At 39.8% G+C, this 26,011-nt stretch carries 25 protein-coding genes, 3 tRNA genes and 1 pseudogene; 15 read left to right on the plus strand and 14 right to left on the minus strand.

Translation table 11 applies throughout. From position 1 onward, the window contains the following. Positions 1 to 90: 90 nt before the first annotated feature. Genes rluB through KO525_RS06735 form a run of 5 tightly spaced genes read right to left on the minus strand, consistent with a single transcriptional unit; the run spans position 91 to position 3,968 of the window. Positions 91 to 957 carry a 23S rRNA pseudouridine(2605) synthase RluB gene (rluB, locus tag KO525_RS06715; RefSeq protein WP_215963015.1) on the minus strand — a complete coding sequence of 289 codons (867 nt, stop codon included), beginning with the start codon at positions 955 to 957 and terminating at the stop codon, positions 91 to 93. A gap of 16 nt (positions 958 to 973) precedes the next feature. Then, positions 974 to 1,597 carry an SMC-Scp complex subunit ScpB gene (scpB, locus tag KO525_RS06720; RefSeq protein WP_215963016.1) on the minus strand — a complete coding sequence of 208 codons (624 nt, stop codon included), beginning with the start codon at positions 1,595 to 1,597 and terminating at the stop codon, positions 974 to 976. 2 nt (positions 1,598 to 1,599) lie between these two features. Continuing rightward, entirely contained in the window at positions 1,600 to 2,442 is an 843-nt protein-coding gene (locus KO525_RS06725; RefSeq protein WP_215963017.1) for a ScpA family protein, read from the minus strand. Next, positions 2,442 to 3,062: an L-threonylcarbamoyladenylate synthase gene (locus KO525_RS06730; protein ID WP_215963018.1), complete on the minus strand. Its 621-nt coding sequence runs from the start codon at positions 3,060 to 3,062 to the stop codon at positions 2,442 to 2,444. Before KO525_RS06730 ends, KO525_RS06725 begins: the two co-directional genes overlap by 1 nt. A 45-nt stretch (positions 3,063 to 3,107) precedes the next feature. Then, the gene (locus KO525_RS06735) at positions 3,108 to 3,968 is read right to left on the minus strand and encodes a PHP domain-containing protein (protein ID WP_215963019.1); all 861 of its coding nucleotides are present in this window, start codon (positions 3,966 to 3,968) and stop codon (positions 3,108 to 3,110) included. A gap of 287 nt (positions 3,969 to 4,255) precedes the next feature. On the opposite strand from KO525_RS06735, the gene KO525_RS06740 reads away from it, so the two are divergent. The 6 genes from KO525_RS06740 to trpA are packed head-to-tail and all read left to right on the plus strand — an operon-like array spanning position 4,256 to position 11,004. Beyond that, on the plus strand, positions 4,256 to 5,866 hold the full coding sequence (locus KO525_RS06740; protein WP_215963020.1) for an anthranilate synthase component 1: 1,611 nt from the start codon (positions 4,256 to 4,258) through the stop codon (positions 5,864 to 5,866). A 12-nt stretch (positions 5,867 to 5,878) separates the two neighbouring features. After that, a complete protein-coding gene (locus tag KO525_RS06745; protein ID WP_215963021.1) occupies positions 5,879 to 6,478 on the plus strand; it encodes an aminodeoxychorismate/anthranilate synthase component II in 600 nt (199 codons plus the stop codon). A gap of 11 nt (positions 6,479 to 6,489) precedes the next feature. Further along, positions 6,490 to 7,509: an anthranilate phosphoribosyltransferase gene (trpD, locus tag KO525_RS06750; RefSeq protein WP_215963022.1), complete on the plus strand. Its 1,020-nt coding sequence runs from the start codon at positions 6,490 to 6,492 to the stop codon at positions 7,507 to 7,509. A 2-nt stretch (positions 7,510 to 7,511) separates the two neighbouring features. Beyond that, entirely contained in the window at positions 7,512 to 8,963 is a 1,452-nt protein-coding gene (gene trpCF / locus KO525_RS06755) for a bifunctional indole-3-glycerol-phosphate synthase TrpC/phosphoribosylanthranilate isomerase TrpF (protein WP_215963023.1), read from the plus strand. A gap of 17 nt (positions 8,964 to 8,980) precedes the next feature. Beyond that, complete coding sequence (gene trpB / locus KO525_RS06760; protein WP_215963024.1) at positions 8,981 to 10,195, plus strand: tryptophan synthase subunit beta; 1,215 nt, start codon at positions 8,981 to 8,983, stop codon at positions 10,193 to 10,195. Then, on the plus strand, positions 10,195 to 11,004 hold the full coding sequence (gene trpA / locus KO525_RS06765) for a tryptophan synthase subunit alpha (protein WP_215963025.1): 810 nt from the start codon (positions 10,195 to 10,197) through the stop codon (positions 11,002 to 11,004). The genes trpB and trpA overlap by 1 nt, the downstream gene beginning before the upstream one ends. Before the next feature lie 123 nt (positions 11,005 to 11,127). Here trpA and queE read toward each other — a convergent pair whose 3' ends face one another. Continuing rightward, a complete protein-coding gene (gene queE / locus KO525_RS06770) occupies positions 11,128 to 11,802 on the minus strand; it encodes a 7-carboxy-7-deazaguanine synthase QueE (RefSeq protein ID WP_215963026.1) in 675 nt (224 codons plus the stop codon). A gap of 159 nt (positions 11,803 to 11,961) precedes the next feature. Here queE and queC point away from each other — a divergent pair, with 159 nt between their 5' ends. Together queC and KO525_RS06780 are read left to right on the plus strand one after the other, a co-directional pair. Continuing rightward, positions 11,962 to 12,621: a 7-cyano-7-deazaguanine synthase QueC gene (queC, locus tag KO525_RS06775; protein ID WP_215963027.1), complete on the plus strand. Its 660-nt coding sequence runs from the start codon at positions 11,962 to 11,964 to the stop codon at positions 12,619 to 12,621. Further along, positions 12,611 to 13,252: a DNA-J related domain-containing protein gene (locus tag KO525_RS06780; RefSeq protein ID WP_215963028.1), complete on the plus strand. Its 642-nt coding sequence runs from the start codon at positions 12,611 to 12,613 to the stop codon at positions 13,250 to 13,252. Before queC ends, KO525_RS06780 begins: the two co-directional genes overlap by 11 nt. Before the next feature lie 33 nt (positions 13,253 to 13,285). On the opposite strand, the gene KO525_RS06785 is transcribed toward KO525_RS06780, so the two are convergent. Then, positions 13,286 to 13,945: a hypothetical protein gene (locus tag KO525_RS06785; protein ID WP_215963029.1), complete on the minus strand. Its 660-nt coding sequence runs from the start codon at positions 13,943 to 13,945 to the stop codon at positions 13,286 to 13,288. 465 nt (positions 13,946 to 14,410) lie between these two features. On the opposite strand from KO525_RS06785, the gene KO525_RS06790 reads away from it, so the two are divergent. The 3 genes from KO525_RS06790 (at position 14,411) to KO525_RS06800 (ending at position 18,104) form a co-directional block, all read left to right on the plus strand. After that, positions 14,411 to 16,009: a HAMP domain-containing sensor histidine kinase gene (locus KO525_RS06790; protein ID WP_215963030.1), complete on the plus strand. Its 1,599-nt coding sequence runs from the start codon at positions 14,411 to 14,413 to the stop codon at positions 16,007 to 16,009. Positions 16,010 to 16,136: 127 nt separating this feature from the next. Further along, positions 16,137 to 17,486, plus strand: coding sequence for a sigma-54 dependent transcriptional regulator (locus KO525_RS06795; RefSeq protein ID WP_252736708.1), 1,350 nt, complete (start codon positions 16,137 to 16,139; stop codon positions 17,484 to 17,486). Positions 17,487 to 17,567: 81 nt separating this feature from the next. Beyond that, positions 17,568 to 18,104 (plus strand): DM13 domain-containing protein, encoded by a 537-nt coding sequence (locus KO525_RS06800; RefSeq protein ID WP_215963032.1) that lies wholly within the window; start codon positions 17,568 to 17,570, stop codon positions 18,102 to 18,104. Here KO525_RS06800 and KO525_RS06805 read toward each other — a convergent pair whose 3' ends face one another. Then, the gene (locus KO525_RS06805) at positions 18,105 to 18,356 is read right to left on the minus strand and encodes a hypothetical protein (RefSeq protein WP_215963033.1); all 252 of its coding nucleotides are present in this window, start codon (positions 18,354 to 18,356) and stop codon (positions 18,105 to 18,107) included. It lies immediately after the preceding gene. A 100-nt stretch (positions 18,357 to 18,456) separates the two neighbouring features. Between KO525_RS06805 and fabA the strand changes: the two genes are divergently transcribed. Next, positions 18,457 to 18,972 carry a bifunctional 3-hydroxydecanoyl-ACP dehydratase/trans-2-decenoyl-ACP isomerase gene (gene fabA, locus KO525_RS06810; RefSeq protein ID WP_215963034.1) on the plus strand — a complete coding sequence of 172 codons (516 nt, stop codon included), beginning with the start codon at positions 18,457 to 18,459 and terminating at the stop codon, positions 18,970 to 18,972. A 69-nt stretch (positions 18,973 to 19,041) separates the two neighbouring features. Here fabA and rmf read toward each other — a convergent pair whose 3' ends face one another. From rmf to rlmKL, 6 genes and pseudogenes are all read right to left on the minus strand, one after another. After that, complete coding sequence (gene rmf / locus KO525_RS06815; RefSeq protein WP_215963035.1) at positions 19,042 to 19,215, minus strand: ribosome modulation factor; 174 nt, start codon at positions 19,213 to 19,215, stop codon at positions 19,042 to 19,044. A gap of 175 nt (positions 19,216 to 19,390) precedes the next feature. Continuing rightward, positions 19,391 to 21,094 (minus strand): DUF3466 family protein, encoded by a 1,704-nt coding sequence (locus KO525_RS06820; protein ID WP_215963036.1) that lies wholly within the window; start codon positions 21,092 to 21,094, stop codon positions 19,391 to 19,393. 24 nt (positions 21,095 to 21,118) lie between these two features. Next, positions 21,119 to 23,014, minus strand: a complete 1,896-nt coding sequence (locus tag KO525_RS06825) for an ABC transporter ATP-binding protein (RefSeq protein ID WP_215963037.1) — start codon at positions 23,012 to 23,014, stop codon at positions 21,119 to 21,121. Further along, entirely contained in the window at positions 22,992 to 23,234 is a 243-nt protein-coding gene (locus tag KO525_RS06830; RefSeq protein WP_368392569.1) for a glutaredoxin family protein, read from the minus strand. The genes KO525_RS06825 and KO525_RS06830 overlap by 23 nt, the downstream gene beginning before the upstream one ends. Next, positions 23,212 to 23,292 (minus strand): hypothetical protein, encoded by an 81-nt coding sequence (locus tag KO525_RS19965; protein ID WP_368392570.1) that lies wholly within the window; start codon positions 23,290 to 23,292, stop codon positions 23,212 to 23,214. Before KO525_RS19965 ends, KO525_RS06830 begins: the two co-directional genes overlap by 23 nt. Beyond that, positions 23,273 to 25,369 (minus strand): annotated as a pseudogene (rlmKL, locus tag KO525_RS06835) (bifunctional 23S rRNA (guanine(2069)-N(7))-methyltransferase RlmK/23S rRNA (guanine(2445)-N(2))-methyltransferase RlmL); the annotation flags it as partial. The pseudogene rlmKL and the gene KO525_RS19965, both read right to left, overlap by 20 nt. A gap of 156 nt (positions 25,370 to 25,525) precedes the next feature. Here rlmKL and KO525_RS06840 point away from each other — a divergent pair. The 3 genes from KO525_RS06840 (at position 25,526) to KO525_RS06850 (ending at position 25,935) form a co-directional block, all read left to right on the plus strand. Further along, positions 25,526 to 25,602 (plus strand) — tRNA-Met (locus tag KO525_RS06840). Between the two features lie 89 nt (positions 25,603 to 25,691). Then, a tRNA-Met gene (locus KO525_RS06845) sits at positions 25,692 to 25,782 on the plus strand. Positions 25,783 to 25,858: 76 nt separating this feature from the next. Continuing rightward, positions 25,859 to 25,935 (plus strand) — tRNA-Met (locus tag KO525_RS06850). The last annotated feature ends 76 nt before the right edge of the window (positions 25,936 to 26,011 follow it).

Consider the following 26,011-nt stretch of genomic DNA (forward strand, 5'->3'; position numbering starts at 1 on the left):
ATTGGTACAACCAGTTAGCAAAAAATATTTATACTTTTTGCACCAAACTGGTTGTCTAATAAGAGAGTGTTTTTGTGGTAGAGCGTTTGCTTATTTTCGTTTAGTCGAGCGTATCTTATGTTTTTTCACTGCACGTTTAATACGAGCGTGTTCTACCCGACGGCTTTTTGCATTGTCTTTCGTAACAACAGGATTAAACTCTTGTAACTCACGGTCTAACCCCACCTTTTTACGAAGTTTATTTAATTCATCTAACGGCAACTCGCGCCAACCGCCTTGGATTAACCGTCTATCGAGAACAACGTCAGCATAACGAGTACGAACCAGTCTGCTTACAGTTAACTCTTGAGAAGCCCATAAACGACGTACTTCACGGTTTTTACCTTCTCGTAAACTAACCGTAAACCAGCGATTACTGCTTTCATCGTTTTGGTTTGAATCCGCTTTAATTTTATCAAACTTTGCAATGCCATCTTCTAACTCAACCCCTTTGGTTAAATTTTGCAAATGGCTGTTTTCGACTTCACCAAATACACGAACCGAATATTCACGTTCTATTTCGTAACTTGGGTGCATTAATCGATTAGCTAAATCACCATCATTAGTAAATAGCAATAAACCAGAGGTATTCACGTCGAGACGACCAATACCAATCCAGCGACTATTTTTAAGTTGTGGCAATCTATCGTAGACGGTAGGACGACCTTGAGGGTCTTTACGGGTACACATTTCGCCTTCTGGCTTGTTGTACATAATCACTCGGCATATTTCGTCAGCAACTGGACGAATTTCAATAACATGGCCGTCAACACGAATGGTTTCTGTGCTGTCGATTCTATCCCCAAGTTTTGCAACTTTACCGTTAATGCTTACTCGATTGTTGGTAATGTATGTTTCCATTTCCCGACGAGAGCCAACACCACAGCGTGCTAATACTTTTTGCAATTTTTCTGACATTAAATAATCTCTATTTCTAATTTGTATAATTTGTTTCAGTTGAGGTCGACGCTTCTTGGTCAACCCCCATAAATTCATTTTCTAAACGACGTGTAATCGTTTCAAGTGCTTCTGGTTCCATCAATTGTGGCAACTGCGACAAATTGCGCAACCCAAAATAGTCTAAAAATGCGTTGGTGGTGCCAAACAACGATGGTCTACCCGGTACCTCTTTATGTCCAACGACTTTTACCCAATTTCGCTCTGTTAACGTACGTATAATGTTTGTGCTAACGCTGACACCACGTACATCTTCTATTTCACCACGGGTTATTGGTTGTTTGTAGGCGATTAATGCTAACGTTTCTAACAACGCTCGACTGTATTTTGCAGGCCGCTCTGTCCATAGATAACCTAACGAACTCGATATGGATTTTGCCGCTTCAAAGCGATACCCCGAAGCCACCTTGACTAAGTTAATGCCGCGGTTGTCGTAATGTTCTTGCAATTTTTCTAGCGCAATTTTCACACGTTTTGTCGTCACTTTTTGGTCGACTAACACCGTTTGTTTCATCTTCTCCACCGTCAATGGCGAATCAGCACAAAATATTGCAGCTTCGATTAATTGGAGTAATTTGTCGTCGGTCAGACTTTCGCTCATCGCTATTCTACCCTTTTATACCTAACATGTAATTGACTAAACGCTTCACTCTGAATTATCTCTAGTAATTTTTCTTTTACGAGTTCGAGTATAGCCAAAAAGGTCACGACAACGCCCTGTCTCCCCTCAGATAAATCAAACAATTCCGGGAATGGCACAAAAGAGTCAGTCTGTGACAAACGTTCTAATAATTGCGACATTCTCTCACGTGTTGATAATTTTTCCGCGGATATTTCATGATGACTAAAAGCTTCGAGCCGATTAACAACGTCTTGGAACGCTGCGACAAGTTCGTGCATATCAATTTCAGGATGTTGAACAATTGGCTCCATATTTAATGGTAAAGCTGCTTGAGCAACATAAATTTCGCGGTTTAAACGCGGCATTTCATCGATATTTGCCGCTGCTTCTTTATATATTTCATACTCTTGTAATCGACGTATCAATTCAGCTCTAGGGTCTAATTCATCGTCGTCGGAAAACTGATTGCGCGGTAATAATAATCGAGATTTGATTTCAGCTAACATGGCTGCCATTACAAGATATTCAGCAGCAAGTTCAAGTTTCATGTTTTTCATCAAATCGACGTATTCCATGTACTGCAGGGTAATTTCTTGAATTGGTAAGTCGACAATATCAAACTTTTGCTTTTTGATGAGATACAGTAAAAAATCGAGAGGCCCTTCAAATGCCTCTAAAAAAACCTCAAGGGCATCTGGTGGAATAAATAAGTCTTCAGGTCGTTCAATTACCGCTTCCCCACGGACAAACGCAAGAGGCAGCGACTGCTGCACCATTTGTGTTGTATCTATGACAGGAGGTTGAAGTTGTTCAGCGTTGGTCATTAGTCAAAATGGCTAGTATCGCCCTCACCGCGGCGCAATACCACAGGCTCGCCATCCGTAAAATCGACAACGGATGTCGGTTTCTCACCCAAAAAGCCACCATGGATAATTAAATCAACGTGTTTCTCAAGGCGTAATCGCATTTCGTCTGGATCAGACTCTGCAAATTCGTCACCTGGTAACAACAATGACGATGACATTAATGGCTCACCTAGCTCTTCGAGCAAGGCTAATGCTATTTTGTTATTTGGTACTCGTATACCTATGGTTCGACGTTTGTCATTTAACACACGTTTTGGGACTTCTTTTGTGCCTTTAAAAATAAAGGTAAATGGCCCGGGCGTTAAATGCCTGATGATACGAAACGCAGAATTGTCGACTCGTGCAAAATTTGCGATTTCTGATAAATCTTTACAAACCAATGTAAAATTATGGTTTTTATCAACGCGTCGAATACTAATTATTCGATCCATCGCTTTTTTCTCACCTAATCCACATCCAATAGCATATCCCGAATCGGTCGGATAAATAATAACACCACCGTTCCTTACAATAGCGACGGCTTGACTGATCAATCGGCCCTGCGGGTTATCTGGATGAATATGAAAAAACTGACTCATGGCTTAGGTACTTCCTTTCTCTATATATCTTACTATAACGTGCCGTTAAGCAAAGCGCCATTTAGGATGTTCCCAAACAGGTTTGCAATGTTCGCCTAACTTTAGATTTCGTCCTAACTCTATCCAACGTGCAGGACCATGAAAGTCCGAGCCTTGGGAGCTATATAAGTCATGTTGCTGGGCCAAATTACTCAAATGGGTTCGTTGGTTAGGCGTGATTTGGGTTAATCCAACTTCAAGCCCCGCCCCCTGCGCTTCAGCAAACTGTGCAACTAATTTTGCTAACCACTTATTCGACATATCGTAACGAATGGGATGCGCAAGAACTGCAATACCGCCCGCAGCATTTATAGCCGCCACAGCTTCTTCTATACTTACCCATTCCGCTGCCACATAACAAGATTTACCCTTGCCTAAATATTTTTTAAAAGCACCATTAAAATGGGCTACGCCACCTCTGTTTATAAGGGCCTTAGCAAAATGAGTTCGACTTATGTGATCACTTCCAGCTAAGTCATAGGCATCTTGATAAATACCAACATAACCTTTTTTTTCTAACTTTTCAGCAACCAGCTTAGCCCTGATCCGCCTTGCGTTTTGTTGCTTTGTAAGCAAGTCATTTAAATGCTCGTTTTCAAGATCTAAACATAAACCAATGACATGTATTTCAAAACCATGCCATTTGGTGGATATTTCAACACCATTGACTAGTTTTATCTTAAGCGATTGTTCTTCAATATATTGTTTTGCTTTGACTAACCCATTGATTGTATCGTGATCAGTTATTGCCAAGGCATTAACTTGTTTAATATCGGCTCTCATTAACAGTTCTGAAACCGTTAACGAGCCATCAGATTCGGTCGTATGACTGTGTAAATCATAGGAAAAATTATCGGTATTTTGCATAGCCAACATTATTGCATATAGCGTTTAGTTCTACACGCGATAAATTCCCCTCTTGACTCTAAGTTAAATTCGCGGTTTTATATAACCACTTTTTAAAACAGACAGCTTAGGTAATCATGAATACAGTTATCTCAAATCATACAACTTGGCGTTGGTGGTTAACTTCCAATTTTGGCGGGTGAGTGCTGCGTGTCTGTTTTTTAACACGACTTTATGTAGAAACCCGCAATCAGCGGGTTTTTTTATGCCCGTAAATTTAGAACATTATTTAGTAAAGAAGATTAAACATGGTATTCAGTCAAATTACGACTTCTCCGGGCGAAGTAGCCAGTATTTCAATAAATGTGGATTACATCGACAGCCCATTAAAAGCCTTTGAACTAGCAACAACTGACAGCAATTACGCTCTTTTATTAGAATCCGCAGAAATTAACAGCAAAGATAACTTAAAAAGTTTAATGCTTGTTGATACCGCCGTTGTTTTAGAATGTCGTGGAAATACAGTGACACTTGTTGCCCAGAATGAAAATGGTCAATGCGCGAATCATTATATAAAACAACAGTTTGAACAATTACACGTAAGCGATGTTGTTATCGTGCAACAAGGCATGGAACTCACGCTGACCTTTTCACCACCGGATTTAAACGTCAATGAAGAACAACGATTAAAACAAGTTAACGCCTTTGAGTCTTTACGCTTAATCATTAATCAGTTTAAACATGATGAAACCGACCCTTTTGCGGTGTTTTTAGGCGGTTGTTTTGCCTACGACATGTTAGGAAATTTTGAACAACTACCAAATGTCCCAGACGGAAATAATACTTGCCCAGACTTTGTTTATTATTTGGCCGAAACTATGGTTGTGATCGACCATCAAAATGGTACATCTGAAATAGTAGGTAATGTATTCAGTGGCGAAACCGCCTACGCAAACTGTTTTAGCATTGGCAAACGTTTAGAGCACATCAAAAATATCTTTAAACAAATTTCACCTGAAATTAAAGACGTAGGTTTTGATCTGTTAAACGGCAAATTGGATTTTACGGTAAATATTTCAGATGACACATTCAAGCAAACCGTTTTACAGTTAAAAAACAACATCGTTCAGGGCGACATATTCCAAGTGGTTCCTTCACGATGTTTTTCTCTTCCTTGTGAAGACAGCCTCGACGCTTACCGCCACTTAAAACGTGATAACCCAAGCCCATATATGTTTTATCTTAAACATGCAGATTACGTGTTGTTTGGAGCGTCTCCTGAATCGGCTTTAAAGTACTGCGCGGATACACGTCAAGTCGAAGTCTACCCAATTGCAGGTACACGTAAACGTGGTTTTGACTCCAAAGGCGGGATCAATTTAGACCTAGACTCGCGGGTTGAGCTTGAACTTCGTAATGATCAAAAAGAAGTCGCCGAGCATTTAATGTTAGTTGATTTAGCGCGTAATGACGTAGCTCGTATTAGTGATACGGGCACACGCTGCGTAAAAGAATTACTAAAAGTAGACCGCTATAGTTACGTAATGCATTTAGTGTCTCGAGTTGTCGGTAAGCTTAAACCAGAATTAGACGCTCTGCATGCTTACCAAGCGTGCATGAATATGGGCACCTTAGTTGGCGCGCCAAAAATTAAAGCCGCGCAATTAATTCGACAAGTAGAGAAACAGCGACGCGGCAGTTACGGTGGTGCGGTTGGATACCTTAACGGCAATGGCGATATGGATTCCTGTATCGTAATTCGAAGCGCATTTGTCCAGCACAACATGGCTCACATTCAGGCGGGTGCTGGGGTTGTTTATGATTCAGACCCACAATCTGAAGCCGACGAAACCGTCAGTAAAGCGCAAGCCGTTATTCGAGCGGTTTGTGCAAGCCAAGCCCTTTTAACCTCTAAGTAAACGGAGTGACTAATGAGTAAAATATACTTTATCGACAACCAAGATTCGTTTACCTACAACCTAGTAGAAGAATTAAACGCCCTTGAACTTAACGTCGAAGTTTATCGAAATACCTTAAGTGCAGAATTTATCACGCAACGCATTGAGAACAGTATCGCGAATCACGAACAGCCTATTTTGTTTTTATCACCTGGTCCAGGTACACCGAGTGACTCGCCAACCATGATGGCGCTTATTGCAAAATTTTGTGGTGTTATTCCAATTATCGGCATTTGTTTAGGCCATCAAGCCTTAGCAGAACACTACGGTGCAACCGTCGATTTAGCCGGTGAAACCGTACATGGCAAATCGTCAGTTATTGACCTTAAAGATCATGAGATATTCAATGATTTCGGTAACGCGTTACAAGTCGCGAGATATCATTCCCTTGTTGCACGGGACCTACCGAGTGAACTCAAGCAAATTGCCATGTTTGGCGACTTGGTAATGGCGATGGTGCATGAGCAAGATAAAACCCTTGGTTTCCAATTCCACCCTGAATCTATTTTAACCACCAACGGTTCTCATTTATTAAAAAATAGCATCGCCTATTTGACCCAGAATTCAAATTAAAGGATTACGTAATGAAAGACATTGACCTTATTCATAATGTGATGGCAAATAACAATTTGTCCGCTGAACAAACAGAACAACTTTTCACGAGTGTCGTAAAAGGCCAAATGGAAGATATCCATTTAAGTGCGCTGTTAACAGCTTTAAAAATGAAAGGTGAAACGCCGGATGAAATCGCGGGCGCGGCCGCGGCACTTTCGGGTAACGCGTTACCCTTCCCAATCCCAAACTATCCTACTGCAGACAATTGCGGTACGGGCGGCGATGGCACGCATACCATTAACATTAGCACCATTAGCGCAATACTTGGTGCTGCATGTGGCGTTAAAATGGCAAAACATGGTAATCGTAAAGTATCGTCAAAGTCAGGCTCGGCCGACGTATTGTCCGAGCTTGGGATTAAATTGGATATGACGCCTGAACATGCTCGTAAATGTTTAGATGAAACCAATTTAACGTTTCTTATGGCGCCGGTATACCACGCCGGTATTCGATTTGCGATGCCCGTTCGTCAAGCTCTCGAGACCCGCACCATCTTTAATATTCTTGGCCCATTAGTTAACCCTGCAAAATCTGAAATAAAAGTGATTGGCGTATACTCAGAACATTTATGTCGACCTTTAGCTGAAACGCTAAAGCTGCTTGGTAAAAAAGCCGCATGGATAGTACACGGCAGTGGAATGGATGAAATTGCTGTTCATGGCCCTTCTAAAGTCGTGCAACTTCTTAATGGTGAGATAACAGAGTTCGAACTTACCCCACAACAATTTGGGTTTAAACAATACGCCTTATCTGACCTACAAGGTGGAACACCAGTAGAAAACGCCGCTAATATTAAACAAGTATTGGCGGGCGATGGTATCGACGCTCACAATACCGCTGTCATTCTAAATACCGCGCCAGTGCTATTTTTATCTGGTTTAGTGGACAGCTTTGAAGCTGCAATTGCATTGGCTAAGTCGACGTTATTAAGTGGCGCAGGGCTGACAACGCTGAATCATTTTGTCGCACTGTCGGCGCAGGACCAGTAAACATGAATGTATTAGAAAAAATCGTTGTAGATAAGCGTATTGAAGTGGCACAGCGAGAAATCGATTTTCCACTTGAGTCGTTTATAGACCAATTAACCGTGTCCGATCGTGATTTTAAACAAGCATTAATCGATGATAAACAAAACAAAGGCGCGGCATATATTTTCGAATGTAAAAAAGCCAGTCCATCTAAAGGTTTGATAAGAGAAGTATTTGACCTGAATGAAATTTGCCAAGCGTATAGTCAATATGCCAGTTGTGTTTCGGTTTTAACTGACGAAAAGTACTTTCAAGGCGAATTTGAACGATTACCGCTTGTGCGCAGCAAATTGCCACAACCAGTGTTATGTAAAGATTTTTTTGTAGAGCCCTATCAAGTTTATCTCGCGCGCCATTTTGGCGGCAATGCGATTTTATTGATGCTGTCAGTATTAGACGATGAAACTTATATTCGCTTGGATACGGTAGCAAAAGAGCTTGGTATGCATGTATTGACCGAGGTCAGTAACCGTGAAGAGATGGAACGAGCCGTTGCGCTAAATTGTGATATTTTAGGCATAAATAACCGAAATTTGCGTGATCTGTCTACTGATCTAAATCAAACACCAATGTTAGTTGACCTGTTTAAAACGCTTGCCGATAAAAAACAACAGGATAATACCGTATTAATTTCTGAATCCGGCATTTATAATCACGGCCAAATTATGAGCCTCAACAAACATGTAGATGGCTATCTCGTTGGTAGTTCGTTAATGGCTCAAAAAGACTTGGAAAAAGCCTGCCGTGAATTAGTGCATGGACAACATAAAGTATGTGGTATTACTCAGTCTGAAGACGCTATCGCCATTGCTAAGGCCGGTGCATCATTTTGTGGGCTCATTTTTGTTGAATCGAGTAAACGTTGTGTTACCCCAGAACAAGCAAAAGACATCATTAGCGAAACTCACGAAGTGATAAACTTACCGTTTGTAGCCGTTGTTAGGAATAAAACAATAAACGACTTGGTTCGTTTGATTTCCCAAGTTCCAGTCAGCGCCTTACAACTTCACGGTGATGAGGATCAAAATTACATTGATGAATTACGTGAAGCACTGTCACAAGTCGGCAAAAACATCGAGATCTGGCAAGTTATTTCAGTGCCTGTCGATGGGAAATTACCAGCGCAATGGCCACAAGCTGATCGTATTTTATTAGATACCGTAACACCAGATGGCACCCAAGGTGGTAGCGGTATGACATTTAGTTGGCAAAACTTAACGTCTTTACCACTCGATATCGCGCCAATAATGTTGGCTGGCGGATTAAACCCGCAAAACATAAACGATGCCATCCAATTGCCAATTAATGGTGTGGATTTAAATTCTGGCGTAGAAACATCGCCAGGCATCAAAAATAAAGAATTAGTTCAACAGTGTTTCGATATAATTAATCGTAAACACAGTTTACAAAGTTAAACAGTAAGGTATTTCAAATGTCACAAAAGAAAACATTAGATCCGTATTTTGGCGAATATGGCGGTATGTTTGTTCCCGAATTGTTTGTTCCTGCTTTGGAACAGCTCGAACAAGCCTATATCAACGCAATTGACGACGATGCATTTATCAAAGAGTTTAACCACTTATTAAAAGATTACGCAGGTCGTCCGACACCATTAACTTTGTGTCGTAACCTTACCAAGGGCACCAATACAAAAATCTACTTAAAACGCGAAGACTTATTACACGGTGGCGCACATAAAACCAATCAGGTTTTAGGCCAAGCCTTGTTAACAAAACGCATGGGTAAAACACGGGTTATCGCCGAAACAGGTGCCGGACAACATGGCGTTGCAACCGCCCTAGCCTGTGCGTTATTGGGTCTCGAAGCTCGTATTTATATGGGTGCAAAAGACATAGAAAGACAGCAACCTAATGTTTTTAGAATGGAGCTAATGGGGGCGAAGGTTATTCCTGTTACTGCTGGTTCTGGCACGTTAAAAGATGCAGTAAACGAAGCGATGCGTGATTGGGCTTCTAGCTACGACGACAGTCATTATTTATTGGGCACAGCAGCGGGCCCACATCCGTTCCCAACCATTGTTCGTGACTTCCAAAAAATGATTGGTGAAGAAGCAAAACAACAAATTCTTGAGCAAGAAGGTCAATTGCCAGACGCGGTTATTGCCTGTGTTGGTGGTGGTTCAAATGCAATCGGTATGTTTAACGACTTTATCCCAGAAGATGGCGTGCAACTTATTGGCGTTGAACCAGGCGGTAAAGGCATTGAAACCGGTGAACATGGGGCAGCGCTAGCGGTTCTTGATTTAGGTATCGATTCAAAAGGGATATTGCACGGGGCTTACACCCACATTATGCAAACCGAAGACGGCGAAATTGAAGAATCTTACTCAATTTCAGCAGGACTCGATTATCCTGCTGTAGGGCCTCAACATGCGCATTTAAAATCAATTGGTCGAGCCAATTATGTTGCTATTAATGACGATGAAGCCCTTGAAGCTTTTCAAACGCTAGCCAAACGAGAAGGGATTATCCCTGCGTTGGAATCATCACATGCCCTAGCCTACGCACTTAAATTAGCCAAAGCCGATCCTGAAAAACATCAGGTTTTATTGGTTAATTTATCGGGTCGTGGTGATAAAGATCTAACTCATGTCCATAGCGTATTAACTGAAATGGGAGACAAATAATGTCAAACCGTTACTCCAACTTATTTGCAAAATTAGACCAAAACGCTGAAGGCGGGTTTATTCCTTTTGTCACGATTGCTGACCCCGATTTAGAAACCAGTTATGAGATCATTAAAACACTTATTGACGCTGGCGCAGACGCATTAGAACTCGGTATTCCGTTTTCAGACCCTATTGCCGATGGACCAACAATCCAAGCGGCAAATATTAGAGCACTTGATAATCCAATTCGTACACAAGACTGTTTGGATTTAATTCGTCGAATTCGAGACGAATACCCAGATACCCCAATTGGATTGTTGTTATATAGTAACTTGGTATTAGCAAAAGGTATCGAGCAATTTTATCAACTATGTAATGATGCAGGTGTCGACTCAGTGCTCGTCGCTGACGTACCTGTTCGTGAGTCTAAACCATTTAGATTAGCCGCTGAAAAAGCCAATATCGACGCGGTCTTTATCGTGCCGCCAAATGTGCGCGATGAAACATTACGTCAAGTGGCGAGTTACAGCCGCGGTTATACCTACTTGTTGAGTCGTTCTGGCGTCACTGGTGCAGAGTCGCAGGCAGAAATGCCGGCAGATGCTATGATAAAAACAATGAAAGCTTACCATGCAGCACCACCTATTTTAGGCTTTGGTATATCTACGCCAAAACAGGTTGCGAGTGCTATTGCGGCCGGAGCAAAAGGTGCAATATCGGGCTCCGCTGTCGTTAAAATCATTGAGAATAATCTTAACGACAAACAAACAATGTTAAGTGAATTAGCTGCTTTTGTTCGTGATATGAAAGCTGCAACTAAACGCTAATTGGTAATGTTAACGTCTAATGCAAGCAATTGATTGCATTAGACGTTAAACATAAAAAAAGCTCATTTTGTTTTAATTAACAAATGAGCTTTTTTATTTGTGCCGTATCATTTAAAAATAAGACTAACTGATCCCAATATACTTATGAACTTGAATCGATAAGCGCCAGTTCTTTTTAATGCAGGTGTCTATCGCTAATTGGGTTGCAGACGGCTTTTGACTAATTGGTTGTAAATACACAAAAGCATTCTTATTAATTGGTGACTTAGCTAATAGCGCTTCTAGTTCTTCAACGTGAACTTCACGGGCCACCGGGTGCTTAATTTCATTCGCACGAGCCATACAAGAGGCCAAAACTTCATATCCGCCTTTCATATTAATCTTTGGCGAAACCGTAACCCAAGTTGTTTTAGGAGCTTTAATTACAAATGTACCACTGGTTTCAATTTGGGTTGAATAGCCATGATTATGTAACAACTCACAAAGCGGCACTAAATCAAACATACAGGGTTCACCACCTGTGATAACCACATGTTTAGCGGTATAACCTTGGTTTTTAAAAATACCTAATATTTGGTCTGCAGTTAAAGCAGTCCACGTAGGCGAGTCCGCTGTTTTAATCAATATGGTCTGCAAATCAGTTTCATCAGCTTTGTCTGTTTCCCACGTTTGTTTTGTATCGCACCAAGAACAACCCACTGGGCAACCTTGCAATCGCAAAAACAAAGAAGGCGTACCGGTATATTGCCCTTCACCTTGGATCGTTTCAAACAACTCATTTACATTGTAATTAATCATGGAATATTAACCGCTCAATCTCTGACTATTCTTTCTAATCGTTCAATAATGATTTAAAATTTACGACTATCAATAGTTAACTACTGCGCCAGTAAATATTGCGCGGTATTGTAACAAATCCAATACCTCGATGTTGGTAAATATTAAATAAGGTTAAAAATGTCTGATAAAGCAGTTGTTATCTTTTCTGGTGGAATGGATTCATTCACTGTATTAAACCGAGCAATTAGAGACGGTTTAGACGTATATGCGTTAACGTTTGATTATGGGCAACGCCATGTAAAAGAAGTTAACTTTGCTCAAAATGCCTGTGAGAAACTTGGAGTACAACACAAAATTGTCGATATTAGTGCCATTGGCGGCATCATTGCGGGTTCGTCGTTAACTGCAAATATTGACGTGCCTGAGGGTCATTACGAAGCAGAAAGCATGAAGCAGACAGTCGTGCCTAATCGGAATATGATCTTATTATCACTTGCTGTCGGTTACGCCGTGAGCTTAGAGGCTAGTAAAGTGTATTATGGCGCACATTCAGGTGACCACGCTATTTATCCAGATTGTCGACCAGAGTTTGTCAAAAAGATGCAGGACGTTTGTGCGATTTCAAACTACGATCCGATAGACATCGTCGTTCCATATTTAGAATCGAGTAAAATCGATATTCTAAAAGACGGTCTTAAAATGAGACTGGACTACGGGTTAACTTGGACCTGTTATAACGGACGTGAACATGCATGTGGCAAATGTGGTGCCTGTCAGGAACGATTAGAAGCATTTGAAAAAAATAATGTGACTGACCCACTGACTTATGAAGTCTAACGACAAAAAAGCGATAACAAATCCGCCTGGGGCTACTGATGAACTCGAACAAGCTGTTTATCAGTTGCTCTTGTCCGGCGATAAATTTACCGAATTTGAATTAATCGATAAGCTATCCAAAGCGCCCTATTCTTTTTTTGAGGTAGGTAGTCTATCCCAAAATCTAAGCTTGTTTCAAACGCACTTTATTTTGTTTCACGCCTTGTATCGGCTCAATCAACTCGGTCACGAAACACAAACTTTTTATATAGAAATTCATGTACTTTCTATACAACTCAATGTGATTTCTGCCAACTCAACAACCGAGCCAAGCTGTTACTTAGAAAGTGACGGTTTACGTGATTATTATTTGGATTGGAATAATTTTGATAAAACTGATAGTGCAGATGTAGCGAGTTTGTTGTCTCAATTTTGGCAAAAATATAACAAAAACGCCCTTTATACGCCGCAACTTGTAGAGCAAGCTCAGGCCTATTTCGAATTTGACACTACGCCAACGATGAAGGAACTAAAGGCCAAATATCGTCATAAATCTCTAGAATATCACCCAGATAAAGGCGGAACTACCGAAAGATTTAGTGAGTTACTTAATCACTACAAGGTCATGAAAAACGCCATTACAAAATTGTAATGGCGTGACACAACCGTTGGGAAACGCTATGTTTTATTGACCGTCTAAAATAGCTCTAAGTTCAGCTTTCTCTGCTTCATCTAACTTTTCAGTTTTAACTAAATGTTTCAAGATGTGTTTTAATTTTTTCTTGCTCATTTTGCCTTTTTCTTTCGAATTACGTTTTCCGCCTCTGTCATGGTGGCCTTTTTTACCATCTTCCATCATTTTATGGATAAACATGCGTTTTTCAGAACCCGCGCCTTCGCCTTCTACGTCAATTTCAATATGTACATTTTCTTCGCCATCAGCGGTTCTGATCATATAAACTTCAGTTTCTTTATCGCCTTTAGCTATTTCGGCACTTTTTATCACAACATGTTTGGCATCGTGGTCTTTAAGTTGGCCTAAAAGTTCGACAATTTTAGATTGTGTATCTGAATCTAAGTCGCCAAGTTTGGCGGAAACATTGTCCATGCTATCTAATTCGTCAAAGCTAAAGTTGTATTCTTTTTTAACGTCTTTGTTTAAAACATAAACTTCAACACCGTCACCTGATTCAGAAACAACTTTAACGATATTTTTTTCAACGTTTCTGCGATTTTCGTGATCTTTATGTTTAGAACCTGCAATGGCACCTGTTGATGTCATTGCTAACATACCGATTGTAAGACTTACAGCAGCGGCGATAGAATGTAATTTCATTTTTTTCATGGTATTACTCCGTAAAATAGTAATCTAAGTTGAACAATTCGACGTTAAAAGTATTCAACTCTTTTAATGTCATTCTCAGTAAGTAACTCAATTCCTGTGCCACAAAAAATTACGACATAAATTTCAATTACTTAACTAAATTAAGTAAAAATACACGTCCTAATAAATACAAATAAATCCTGATATAAGCATGCGTTATTCCCCATATCAGGATATATTAATCTATAGTCTAATTATGCCTTCGTTAACCTGCTGTTTTACAAAGTTTAAATATGTGGAACAAAGATTGCGTACAATTAAACAGTATCAGTATATGAAACAATATAGTTGCGAAGAGATGAAGATACTGGGCAATGGGAAAGTACCGAGTATAGGTATTCGAACGATACGTTAATTCTTCATTTAATTCCGTTAGGGTTGATTTTCAGTCCGTTATTTTCAAACGACCAAACATAAGATTAAAAAATGACAATCAAGCGTTACCTATTTATTTTGCTTACCACGTTTCTTGTTGTGATGGCCGCATCACAAATATTTTTAGTTGATCAATTAAAACAAAAGATGGAGCAAGAAATTGAATTACGAGGCAAACGATTAGCCAACCTTATCATCGATAGAACAATCGAAAATATTCCGCAAGATGCCGAAGTTGAGGTTGAAGTTCATGAATTGGAGTTCAACAAATATTCAAACAAAAATAAAACCGCTCATAAATCTAAGTCTAAATCTAAACGTTCATTAAATGCATTTCGAATTGAGATCAAAGATATGAGCAATGGTGTTCGAAATGACTATGACGTCGTTTTGCCTGGCAAAAGCAGAAAATCTGAAGAACTCATTAATCAGTTGTTAAAAAACGAACCTAAATCAATTAGGAAAAAAATTAATTCGATGTTAAGAAAGTTCTATAACGGCAAAGAAATTAGTACCGCGGAAGAATTCGGAAATATCCAAATCTTTATTACTAAAGATGAACGTTCAACACATCAGCTATTCAAAAAACATTTAAAGCAACAAATCGAACATTATAAAGAAATCGATCCTGACTTGTCGGAGCACAAACCCGCGCTCGTGAAAATTATTGAAAAGAGACACAAAAGCGCCAATAAAGGGCAATCGTTTTTGCTAGAAAAAATGATTAACTCAATCACCTACATCATTATATTTACTTCTATTTTAGGGATTATTTTTGTTTTTTGGTTAAGCAATAAAATCAGCCAACCGATGAATAATCTAACACTTGGTTTTCGCAAAATAGAACAAGGCGAAAAAGACGTCGAAGTTGAAGTTTCAGGCACCAACGAAATCCAATTTGCGATTACCCAGTTTAATGCCATGAGCAAACAACTCGTATTGCTCGAACAGATGGAAACAAAATTGAGCGAACGCTCTCACCTCGAAGAAATCGGTGACGTGAGCAAAGGCATTGCGCATGCCCTTCGCAACCCACTTCATACTATTGGTTTAGCCATAGATCAGCTGCAAAAACCAGATTGCGATGAAACGACCAAACTTCAATTATTAGACAACATCAAAGTTAAGATCTCGCAACTAAACAAAAGCATTGCGGCGCTGTTAACCTTAACGTCTGGTAAAATGGAACGCGGTGCTAAAATTGATATTAACAGTTTGATTAAAGATGTAACGTTGGAACTCAAGCAATCACACCCTTCTAATACCAAACCGTTGGAAATCGAGTTTGAGCTCGGCGAACAGAGCTTTGTCGTTGGCGAACTAAACGAATTGAGAAGCATATTACATACTATTATTTTTAACGGTTACGAAGCGGCAATAAGCCATAACCCAGATGTTTTAAAACTCAAAATCAACAAATATGAAAATGATGATCAAACTTGCATTACCGTTTCAGACAATGGCGGCGGTATAGATAAAAATATTGAACCACAGTTATTTGCGCCCCATGTATCTTCAAAAGCTGAAGGCGCTGGAATGGGCTTATACATTGGCAAACGTATCGCAGAACTTTATTACAATGGTTCACTAAACCTAAAAAATACGTCAGAAGGTGCAAAGGCAACGTTAATTTTGCGTAAGCAAGGATAATGTAAACCACTGTCATTAAAATCGAGATACAAAACCAGTATTACTAAGACCAATGTTACTTTAACAACCTACGAACATATGTTTTTGATTAGGTGTTAAATATAAAATGCACGTCAAAGGGTTCCAAATGTTAGTTCTATTAGTAGAAGATGAAAAAGATCAACGAGAACTTGTCGCCGACATTCTTAAAGATCATGGCCATGAAATAGTTTCAGCCGAATCGGTTGAGTCAGCAATAGTTGAATTAAAAAACCTCGAAAAAATAGGCCAAGTGCCAAATGTTATTTTTTCTGACTGGAAGCTGGGAAGTTTAACTGGCATCAGCTTGTTGGAATATATTCGAAACAACAAGATTAACTGTGGCTTTGTGGTTGCTACGGCCTACGGTTCAGTGCAACACGCAGTAGAAGCTGTTGAAAAAGGCGCAGATGACTATCTAAGTAAGCCATTTCAAACTCAAGAACTGCTTCTGGCCATTACCAAAGCCAATACAGCAAACAATTTACGGTTACAAAACAGCGCCCTTTCAGAGCAACTCTCCGAACAAAAAAACTTAGTTGAACTTGTTGGTAGCGCGCCGTGTATGCAAAAAGTATATGACCGAATAAAACGTGTTTCAAATACCAATGCTACCGTATTGATCCACGGAGAAAGTGGTACAGGTAAAGAGTTAGCGGCCAGAGCGCTGCATAAGATGTCACAACGTCACCTTAATAACTTTGTGGCAATAAACTGCGGGGCTATTCCAGAAAACCTAGCAGAAGCCGAACTATTTGGTGCTGAAAAAGGCGCCTTTACCGGCGCGACAGAACGTAAAATTGGCAAAATAGAAGCGGCCAATGGCGGAACATTATTTTTAGATGAAATTGGTGAGTTACCTATTTTACTGCAGGCCAAGTTACTCCGGTTTTTACAAGAAAATGTCATTGTCCGTTTAGGCTCAAATGAAGAGATCCAAATTGATGCCCGAGTTATCGCGGCGACCCACAGAGATATTCCAGAGTTAATCAGTTCCAATGAATTTCGTGAAGATCTCTATTATCGGTTAAACGTTGTGCCGCTTACAATGCCGGCGCTCAGAGAAAGAAAAGAAGACATACCACGGTTATTTGAACACTTTATTCAGAAGTTCGAAACTCAGTACAAAAGTAAAGCACCGCAACTGACGACAGAACAAAAACGGGCTATTTATGACTACCCTTGGCCCGGCAATGTGCGCGAGTTAAGTAATCGTATAGAACGATTCGTTTTGCTCGGGGATGCAGAAGAGTTGAGTTTTAATAGCAACAGTACCCACAAAATAGATGTTACTTCAGGTTTTGAAATCCCCCCCGATGGGCTGGTTTGGGATGAGTTTGAAAAAGACATATTACAGCAATCTTTAGACCGTACCGATGGCAACCGAACGAAGTCGGCGAAACTCATCGGGTTAAACTACAAACAGTTTTTATATCGACTAGAAAAATACCAGTTGTAAAAAATAAAAGTAAATTGAAAGATTATTTAACAAACCTAGTTCTATATAGTTAACGCGTCGTTTGTATTTCTAAGGTTTGTTATGTCTACTAAATTGTCCTTGTTAACACTATTGGTTTTATCATCAACTTTGCTTGGGGCCTGTTCTGATAAAATGAATGAACCAGACATAGAAATGACCGAAACGGTCATGATGGATGACACAACAACCAACGACATGGACGACGGTGGCGCAACCACAGACGACGACATAGAAAATGAATCACAATATAGCTGTGACATGGCAGATCACCCTAGCGTTGGCTCTACGGCGATATTGAGTACACTTCATCATATGGTGTCTGGAACAGTTAAGATTGAGGACAACTGCACCTTATCTGTGACTAATTTTACTTACGATGGTGAAGGTCCGTCTGTCTATTTTTATGGCGCTTTAGATGGGCAATACGACACTGAGAATGGCGGTTTTGCTATGGGTATGCAATTAAATGGTAGAGCGTATGCCAATGAAGACTTTACCGTTAAACTCACTTCGCCTGCCCCACTCGACAAAATGAATAGTATAAGTGTGTGGTGTGCCGATTTTTCGGTAAGTTTTGGAGATGGTCAGTTTCAATAGTTATTTTTTGTGCTTCACCAACCAACTATTTAATAATTTCACTTGTCCACACTGTTGAGCCGCAAACGTTAGGCGAATTGCATTGCTCAATATTGTGCTGTCATCCCATCCCGTTTTGATACGAATTTCTTCAAGACACACTTGAGCTTCATTGGTTAAATAGCCACGAACTTCTTTTCTACCTTGCAGGATCTTCCTTTCTCGGTAGCGTTTTTGTTTCTCAGCGTTAGATAATGGTTGTTTTTTGTTCATTTGAATATTAAATTTTAGTTAAATTACTGTTCAGAGTTGTTTAGCGTACAAGTGTTCGCTAAATTAGCGACCTTTATTACACTTCTTGTTAAGAGTATTTATGTTACAGAAAAACAGCTACGATAAAAACGATTTAATCGATTGCGGTAATGGCGAGCTTTTTGGCCCGGGAAATAGCCGACTTCCGTCAGATAATATGTTAATGATGGACCGTATTGTCCATATTTCAGAAGAAGGCGGAAAATATGGTAAAGGACAGATCATAGCTGAATTGGATATTAATCCAGACCTGTGGTTTTTTGCTTGCCATTTTAAAGAAGATCCCGTCATGCCAGGTTGTTTAGGACTTGATGCTATGTGGCAACTTGTAGGCTTTTTCTTAGGTTGGACTGGTGGCCCTGGTAAAGGTCGTGCACTCGGTGTAGGTGAAGTTAAATTTACCGGTCAAGTGCTACCTACCGCTAAAAAAGTAACTTACCGAATCGACCTTAAGCGCGTTATCAAACGTAAGCTTTATATGGGATTAGGTGACGGTGTAGTTGAAGTAGATGGCAAAAAAATCTATGAAGCAAATGATTTAAAAGTTGGATTGTTTACAGACACTTCTTCATTCTAAGTTTGAAAGTTCAAACTAGTTACTAAAAAGCCCGTCATTTATGTCGGGCTTTTTTATTTCTAGTGATAGTTATTTAAAGAGACCAATATTCTTGTCTCCGATAGCCTCTCGCCATCCGCCTAACCATTGTGATTTACTTTCTGAAGATTGATAAGGACAGGCGTCTCTCGAACGTCCGGTAAGACCTGCTTTATATCCTTGTGAATGAGCTCTTTCTGAGCGATCACGTTTCTGTCTTTTCATAGGCACTTCCTCAATTTATTAGTTTGAAGTCACTTTTGAGTTTTTACTCTTTGGAGCAAAATCACATATATATGAATAGTAGATTACAAAAATATGATCAACTGTTTTAGCGGAAATAAATAGAGGAAAAAAATAAGCCCATGATAGACATGGGCTTTTTTATTAGAACATTAAATTATAAAAACTTGCGTCTTATTGCGATTAAACCACTAAGTAAAATGGTAAAACTAACCGGCAAGGATAACCCTTTACGTTTATAGTCTGGTTCATCTTCAGTCGCACATTCTTCCAGTTCGCCACCATCGATTGGAGACAGTAAAACGGCAACTGCCACCTGCTCTTGGTAGGCTTCACCGGTAGAAGGATCTATAACAATTTCGCCTTTATAATCTCTTGTATCAACTGTTTTAAGTGCGGTTGCGGCAATTTGACCAGCATTATTGATGGCACTTGTTGAGACAATTTCATAAATCGAATTACATTCGGTCAAATCATTTAAGTCAAAAAATTCTTTTTTAACACTGTCGTAAATAAAGCCATGTTTACGACGTGTTTGGTTTGTTGTAACTTCGTATTCAGCTTGGCCAACAACAACCCCTTCGTCATTAATACCACTTGCTGTACTTTGTGCCGTGGAATAAAACGTCGTTGGCGTTTGTAACTCGCCGCTGTTTAAGTCATAGATGAAAAATTCACTATTATAAGCACTGTCAAAATACGTGTCTAAATTACCCACAATAAGATTGTTTTCATTTATGTCTAACGCATAACCACGGTCGTAATCTTCATGATCAGCCAACATTTCGGTTGTTGTGCCATTTTGAAATACCAGTGGATAATCCTGCGCAGCTGCCGACGAATCAGAATAAGGTACATGACCATAACCTACAGCAATACCAAGATCATTCACTGCAATAGCGCGACTTGAATACGAGCCAGTTTGATTTTCGTTTGGCGTAAACACTAAATCATATTGTGTTTTACTCACAATATTACCTGAGTTATCAATTTGCCAAACAACCGGACGTGTATTGTAAAACGCACTCGACCTAAATACTGACCAGGCACAAACTTGTTCAGGTAGCAATTCACCAGTACAGTTTTCTTCTAGTGCAGTTACAACACCAACTTGAAGACCAATAGCCTCTGAACCGGCAATAAAGTTTGAATCAGATATGTCATAAACCGTTGAATAGCCACCATAACGAGTTTCTTCTGACATCAATTCAATGACATTACCGTCAACAATAGCAACGGCTCTAGACAAAAAGTCTTGCTGCCACATAGTTACTGGCGACTCGGCTGCAAATTCACCCGTTTGTTGAAACGAAATTTTACTGTAAGGACCAGTACCGTGACCGACTTTAATGCCATTACTATTACTTGCTCGAATTTGTTCAACATTACTATTAGTAAAGTCTCCTAAATCGTCATCAATAAAATCAAATATATTGATCAATGTACTGTCATCAGCCGTACCAAAAAACGATTTATAATCGCCAATTTTTTGATAAATAGGACTAGCGCCATAACCCACGCGATTATTAGATGTCGTTGTACGTGCTAAATCTAATTTGAGACAACCGATAGATGAAGAATCAAATTCACCTGACGTTAGTTCAGCATCCGAAAGTGCACAATAGCTGCGAAACGGTCCTGTTTCAGCGGTCAAATAGGGTTCTACATATATAGGAAAATTAAAACTGTCTCGAACCGCACCAATTAACGTGCCTTGATTATCTATGTCAATAGCAAAACTCTGACGGTATTTGTCACCAGAGTACACTTCTTTAATGTCATATTTAGCGGCGTTTGCCTGACCTACTACTGTCAATAAAGACAAGGATATTAATGAACGAACAAAATATTTATTACTCAAAATAACTACTACCTAAATTTAATTTTATTGTTTTTCTTCGAGCTCTTCCCACCGTGCAAAAGCTTCGTCAAGCTTTGACTCAGCTTCGGCCAATTGGTTCAAAGTATTTGTGGTTAACTCGGCATCTAACTTAAAAAATTCAGAGGAGTTAACAGTGAGTTGAAGCTCTGCAATTTCTTGCTCTATAAGTTCAACCTGTTTGGGGAGTGATTCTAACTCCCTCTCCTCTTTGTATGAAAGCTTTTTCTTCTGATTATTTTTAACTTTAGTTTCCGTTACAACCGGTTTTGACGGTGTAACGGCAGGCTTTTCGTCAATAGACGGCGCAATTCGTTGCAGATATTCACGATATTCTTCGTAACCGCCAACGACTTTATTTACTAAGCCATTACCTTCAAATGCCCAAACTGTTGTGGCTGTATTGTCGATAAACTCACGATCGTGGCTAACGAGAAGTACAGTACCTTCATAATTTGCCACAAGTTCTTCAAGTAATTCCAACGTTTCAACATCCAAATCATTGGTTGGCTCGTCGAGAATTAACAAATTAGATGGTTTTACAAATAGCTTGGCTAAAAGTAATCTATTTTTTTCGCCACCAGAAAGCGCTTTAACTGGTGTTCTTGAACGTACCGGCGGAAATAGGAAGTCTTGTAAGTAACCTAATACATGACGACTGTTGCCATTAAACATGATTTCTTGTTTGCCATCAGCGACATTATCTTGCACCGTTTGCTCTGGATCTAGAGCCAATCTGTGCTGGTCAAAATAGGCAACCTGTAAATTTTCACCAATTTTAACGATACCGCTATCTGGCGTAAGATTACCCATCAGTAATTTAATTAATGTTGACTTACCAATCCCATTTGGACCGACTAATGCGATCCTATCGCCGCGAGTGACTAACGCATCAAAATTTGATACTAAACGTTGGTCTTTAATTGCAAAACTGAGATCAATGGCTTCAAATACTTTTTTCGCAGACTTTTCGCCCTGCTGAATTGTCATATTTGCGGTTTTTTGAACCCCTATTCTTGCGCTACGTTCATTACGTAAATCTTTTAACGCACGAACACGGCCTTCATTTCGCGTACGTCTAGCTTTAATTCCCTGGCGGATCCACACTTCTTCCTGCGCTAATTTTTTATCAAATAGCGCATTTTGTTGTTCCTCAACTTCCAACAACCTTTGTTTTTCTAACAAATAGTCAAAATAGTTACTTTCAAAAGAAACGAGCTTACCTCGATCTAGGTCGACAATACGAGTTGCCATATTCCGAATAAAGGCACGGTCATGTGAAATAAAGATGATTGAACCGGCAAAGTCTTTTAAAAACTTCTCTAACCAAGCAATAGCGTCGATATCTAAATGGTTTGTTGGTTCATCTAATAGCAGCACATCAGGTTCGGTAACCAATGCTTTCGCCAAAGCGACTTTACGCAACCAACCCCCACTGAGTTTATTAACGTCTTGTGTAGGGTCTAACCCAAGCTTAGTTAATGTTTGTGCTATACGAGATTCAACAGCCCAACCATTTACACGGTCAATTTCCTGTTGAATAACTTCCATCTTATCTAGCGCAGATGGATCTTCAGCCGCTTGATAAGCTAAGTCATTATACTGAGCTACAAGGGCGATAATGTCCTTTAGCCCCTCACAAACAAATTCGTAAACGGTGCCTGTTTGACCACGTGGTGGATCTTGTTCAAGACGAGCGACCGTTATTTCATTAACAAATTGCACTTGACCATCGTCAAGGTGCATATCGCCAGTTAATATTTTTAACAATGACGACTTACCGGCACCATTACGTCCAACAATACATACCCGCTCGTGGGTATTAAGTTGAAAATTTGTCTTATCCAAAAGAGGATTTGTGCCAAATGCTAATTGGGCGTTAGTAACTCGAATCAATTCCATAGTGTATTAAATACTGCTTTAGTTGTGTTTGTTCAAAGGGCCAAAATAATGCTTGTTCAGCATTTTCTGCAATAAACACTGGTATATGGTCACCGTAAAGTGACACCAATTGCTCATCTTCGATAATATCAATTTTTTGAAATTCAATGTTATTTTGCATTAACAGCGTTTCTGCCACCTCACAGAGATGGCAACCGTCAGTACCTAATAAAAAGAAAATCCGTGGTTGCTTGTCCATTACGCGACAGACAATATCCAACAATGATGAATTTTTGCATTACGTTCAAAATCTGGTGGTAATGTATCTTTCGTAATGTCTTCTATTTTGTAGCCCAGTTCTGTAATGCCTTCAACATCAAGCTTAAAGCCACGTAAATTATTAGAGAACAATATTTGTCCGCCGTCCATCAAACGGTCTTTCATTAACTTTAGGATTTCAACATGGTCACGTTGTACATCCCAAGTTCGGTCCATTTTTTTAGAATTCGAAAAACTCGGTGGATCTAAAAAGACTAAGTCAAACTTATCTCGTGTATTTGTTAACCAAGCAAGGCAATCGGCGCGGTGGAAAAAGTGGTTTTTCTTGTCCAATTTATTAATAAAGAAATTGTCTTCAGCCCATTCTAAATAAGTATTAGACATATCTACAGAGGTAACACGTTTAGCGCCATTTAACGCCGCGTGCACCGATACACTGCCGGTATAACAAAACAAATTCAAAATGCTTTTACCAGAACACATAGACGCAAAACGTTGACGTACCGAACGGTGATCTAAAAACAGGCCTGTATCTAAGTAGTCATGAATATTGACGTATAATTTTGCGCCATTCTCTTCAACAATAAAACGTTGCTGACGTTCAGCTTCTTTTTGGTACTGTTCTTTACCTTTTTGAGACTTACGTACTTTTAACGAAAACTTATCGCTAGTAAGGTCAAACTTCTCTTGTAAAATACTTAAAACATCAAGAAGGCGCTGTTCTGCTAAATTAGCATTTACCGTTTTTGGCGCTTGGTATTCGTATACCACAATGCGGCCGTCGTAATAATCAACTGCAACATTGTATTCTGGAATATCGGCATCGTAGATCCGATAGCAGCTAATGTTTTCTTTTTTGATCCACTTACTAAGACGCTTTAAGTTTTTGTCGATTCGACCCGAAAATGCCTGACCATCTTTACTCAAAAAATAGCCATTGGACGTAACGTTACCCATTTCACATTGTTGTTCGGTCAATTGATATTTAACCAACAGTATGTCTATCGCACCGTTTTTAAACTTATATTCTTTGTCTTTTTGAAGTTTAAGTAACTTTAAAAGTGTATTTTCAGTACACAACAACGACATGTTCCAATTAACGTAATTTGATTTTAAATTAAAGCCAAGCTTCTTAAACAACGTGAGTAATGTAATAGAGTCGCCAATACGTTCTCCATACGGAGGGTTTGATACAATCCAGCCCGGAGTGACGTCTTTACCTACAGTCGCTTTTACTGCGTCTTGTTGCGCCAGTTTAATATCACCTTCTAATCCTGCCATTGCGATATTTTCTCTAGCGATATCCAAAACGTAACCTACAATTTCAAATCCGATAATGTCGGCACTAATTGGCTTTTCTTGAGCAATGGCTTCATCACGAATCGCTTCATACTTATGAACCAGAAATTCAGGATGCTTAACAAATGAAAACTGCCTGCGAGTTAAACCTGGCGCGCGATTTTTGTTAATCATGGCCGCTTCTATTAACAAAGTACCTGAACCACAAAACAAATCGACAAAACTGGATTTTCCATCCCAACCACTGCGTCTAATAATACCCGCAGCCAAATGTTCTTTTAACGGCGCAGCGCCCTGCGCTTTACGGTAACCTCGTTGGTGGAGTGATGGGCCTGAGAAATCAACATAGACATTACACTGCCCTTTAAACAATCTCGCTTGAATAATAAGATCTGGAGACTGCTTATCTACGTCTGGTCTTTTGCCGGTTTCTTCTCGGATGTTATCGACGATTGCATCTTTGACTATTTGTCCACCAAATTGGCTATTTCTTATACTTTTATCGGTTCCAACAAACTCGACGGCGAAAACCTTTGTTTTAGTAAAGAAAGGATGCCAATCAAAGCCTAAAACCCCGTCGTAAATTTTTTCTTTGCTGCTTCCTGAGACCTGAACAACATGACGTAATATACGTGTTGCAAGACGTGTCCAAAGACATATTTTTTGGGCAGTTTCAAAGCTGCAGAAAAAATGAACAGATTGTACTTTAGGGGCTACGTCGGTAGCACCGAGTTCAACAAGCTCTTCGGCAAGAAGTAATTCTATACCAGCGGATGTTAGTGCAATGAAATTGGGCATAATTTTTAAACCTTTGGGAAATTGGCGTCATTATAGCAAATTTATTCAAAAGACCTATTTATTACAGTTTTTTAAATTAATCGTTGCAATTTAAATTTAGATCGCTATTATACGCATCTCGTTGAGAGACACTAGTCGAAACAACGGAAACCCAGGCGCGGGATGGAGCAGTCTGGTAGCTCGTCGGGCTCATAACCCGAAGGTCGTCGGTTCAAATCCGGCTCCCGCAACCATTTCCTTTTTAAGGAAAAATGGAAGCCTGAATTCTTATCAACTGAATTAAAATGTTGTTGACTCTCTTCTCTTAGGAGAAGCATTCGGACGCGGGATGGAGCAGTCTGGTAGCTCGTCGGGCTCATAACCCGAAGGTCGTCGGTTCATTCTTTGTTTATAGAGAGTGGCTCCCGCAACCAATTAATTGGTTCTGGGAAATTCGTTACAGTCGAATTAAAATATTGTAGGCACCTTCTCTTAGGAGAAGCATTCGGACGCGGGATGGAGCAGTCTGGTAGCTCGTCGGGCTCATAACCCGAAGGTCGTCGGTTCAAATCCGGCTCCCGCAACCAATTCGAATGTTCACAATCAATTTTTAAAACGACACACCATTTCAAAACGACAACATCGTCGGTTCACTCTCGACAA

Origin of the sequence: Psychrosphaera sp. B3R10 (assembly GCF_018861025.1) — a bacterium.
In the GTDB taxonomy this organism is placed as follows: domain Bacteria; phylum Pseudomonadota; class Gammaproteobacteria; order Enterobacterales; family Alteromonadaceae; genus Psychrosphaera; species Psychrosphaera algicola.

Excerpts from the sequence above, each read along its gene's own strand:
- rluB (WP_215963015.1), bottom strand. The coding sequence starts at position 957 with ATGTCAGAAAAATTGCAAAAAGTATTAGCACGCTGTGGTGTTGGCTCT.
- scpB (WP_215963016.1), bottom strand. The coding sequence starts at position 1,597 with ATGAGCGAAAGTCTGACCGACGACAAATTACTCCAATTAATCGAAGCT.
- KO525_RS06725 (WP_215963017.1), bottom strand. The coding sequence starts at position 2,442 with ATGACCAACGCTGAACAACTTCAACCTCCTGTCATAGATACAACACAA.
- KO525_RS06730 (WP_215963018.1), bottom strand. The coding sequence starts at position 3,062 with ATGAGTCAGTTTTTTCATATTCATCCAGATAACCCGCAGGGCCGATTG.
- KO525_RS06735 (WP_215963019.1), bottom strand. The coding sequence starts at position 3,968 with ATGCAAAATACCGATAATTTTTCCTATGATTTACACAGTCATACGACC.
- KO525_RS06740 (WP_215963020.1), top strand. The coding sequence starts at position 4,256 with ATGGTATTCAGTCAAATTACGACTTCTCCGGGCGAAGTAGCCAGTATT.
- KO525_RS06745 (WP_215963021.1), top strand. The coding sequence starts at position 5,879 with ATGAGTAAAATATACTTTATCGACAACCAAGATTCGTTTACCTACAAC.
- trpD (WP_215963022.1), top strand. The coding sequence starts at position 6,490 with ATGAAAGACATTGACCTTATTCATAATGTGATGGCAAATAACAATTTG.
- trpCF (WP_215963023.1), top strand. The coding sequence starts at position 7,512 with ATGAATGTATTAGAAAAAATCGTTGTAGATAAGCGTATTGAAGTGGCA.
- trpB (WP_215963024.1), top strand. The coding sequence starts at position 8,981 with ATGTCACAAAAGAAAACATTAGATCCGTATTTTGGCGAATATGGCGGT.
- trpA (WP_215963025.1), top strand. The coding sequence starts at position 10,195 with ATGTCAAACCGTTACTCCAACTTATTTGCAAAATTAGACCAAAACGCT.
- queE (WP_215963026.1), bottom strand. The coding sequence starts at position 11,802 with ATGATTAATTACAATGTAAATGAGTTGTTTGAAACGATCCAAGGTGAA.
- queC (WP_215963027.1), top strand. The coding sequence starts at position 11,962 with ATGTCTGATAAAGCAGTTGTTATCTTTTCTGGTGGAATGGATTCATTC.
- KO525_RS06780 (WP_215963028.1), top strand. The coding sequence starts at position 12,611 with ATGAAGTCTAACGACAAAAAAGCGATAACAAATCCGCCTGGGGCTACT.
- KO525_RS06785 (WP_215963029.1), bottom strand. The coding sequence starts at position 13,945 with ATGAAAAAAATGAAATTACATTCTATCGCCGCTGCTGTAAGTCTTACA.
- KO525_RS06790 (WP_215963030.1), top strand. The coding sequence starts at position 14,411 with ATGACAATCAAGCGTTACCTATTTATTTTGCTTACCACGTTTCTTGTT.
- KO525_RS06795 (WP_252736708.1), top strand. The coding sequence starts at position 16,137 with ATGTTAGTTCTATTAGTAGAAGATGAAAAAGATCAACGAGAACTTGTC.
- KO525_RS06800 (WP_215963032.1), top strand. The coding sequence starts at position 17,568 with ATGTCTACTAAATTGTCCTTGTTAACACTATTGGTTTTATCATCAACT.
- KO525_RS06805 (WP_215963033.1), bottom strand. The coding sequence starts at position 18,356 with ATGAACAAAAAACAACCATTATCTAACGCTGAGAAACAAAAACGCTAC.
- fabA (WP_215963034.1), top strand. The coding sequence starts at position 18,457 with ATGTTACAGAAAAACAGCTACGATAAAAACGATTTAATCGATTGCGGT.
- rmf (WP_215963035.1), bottom strand. The coding sequence starts at position 19,215 with ATGAAAAGACAGAAACGTGATCGCTCAGAAAGAGCTCATTCACAAGGA.
- KO525_RS06825 (WP_215963037.1), bottom strand. The coding sequence starts at position 23,014 with ATGGAATTGATTCGAGTTACTAACGCCCAATTAGCATTTGGCACAAAT.
- KO525_RS19965 (WP_368392570.1), bottom strand. The coding sequence starts at position 23,292 with ATGCAAAAATTCATCATTGTTGGATATTGTCTGTCGCGTAATGGACAA.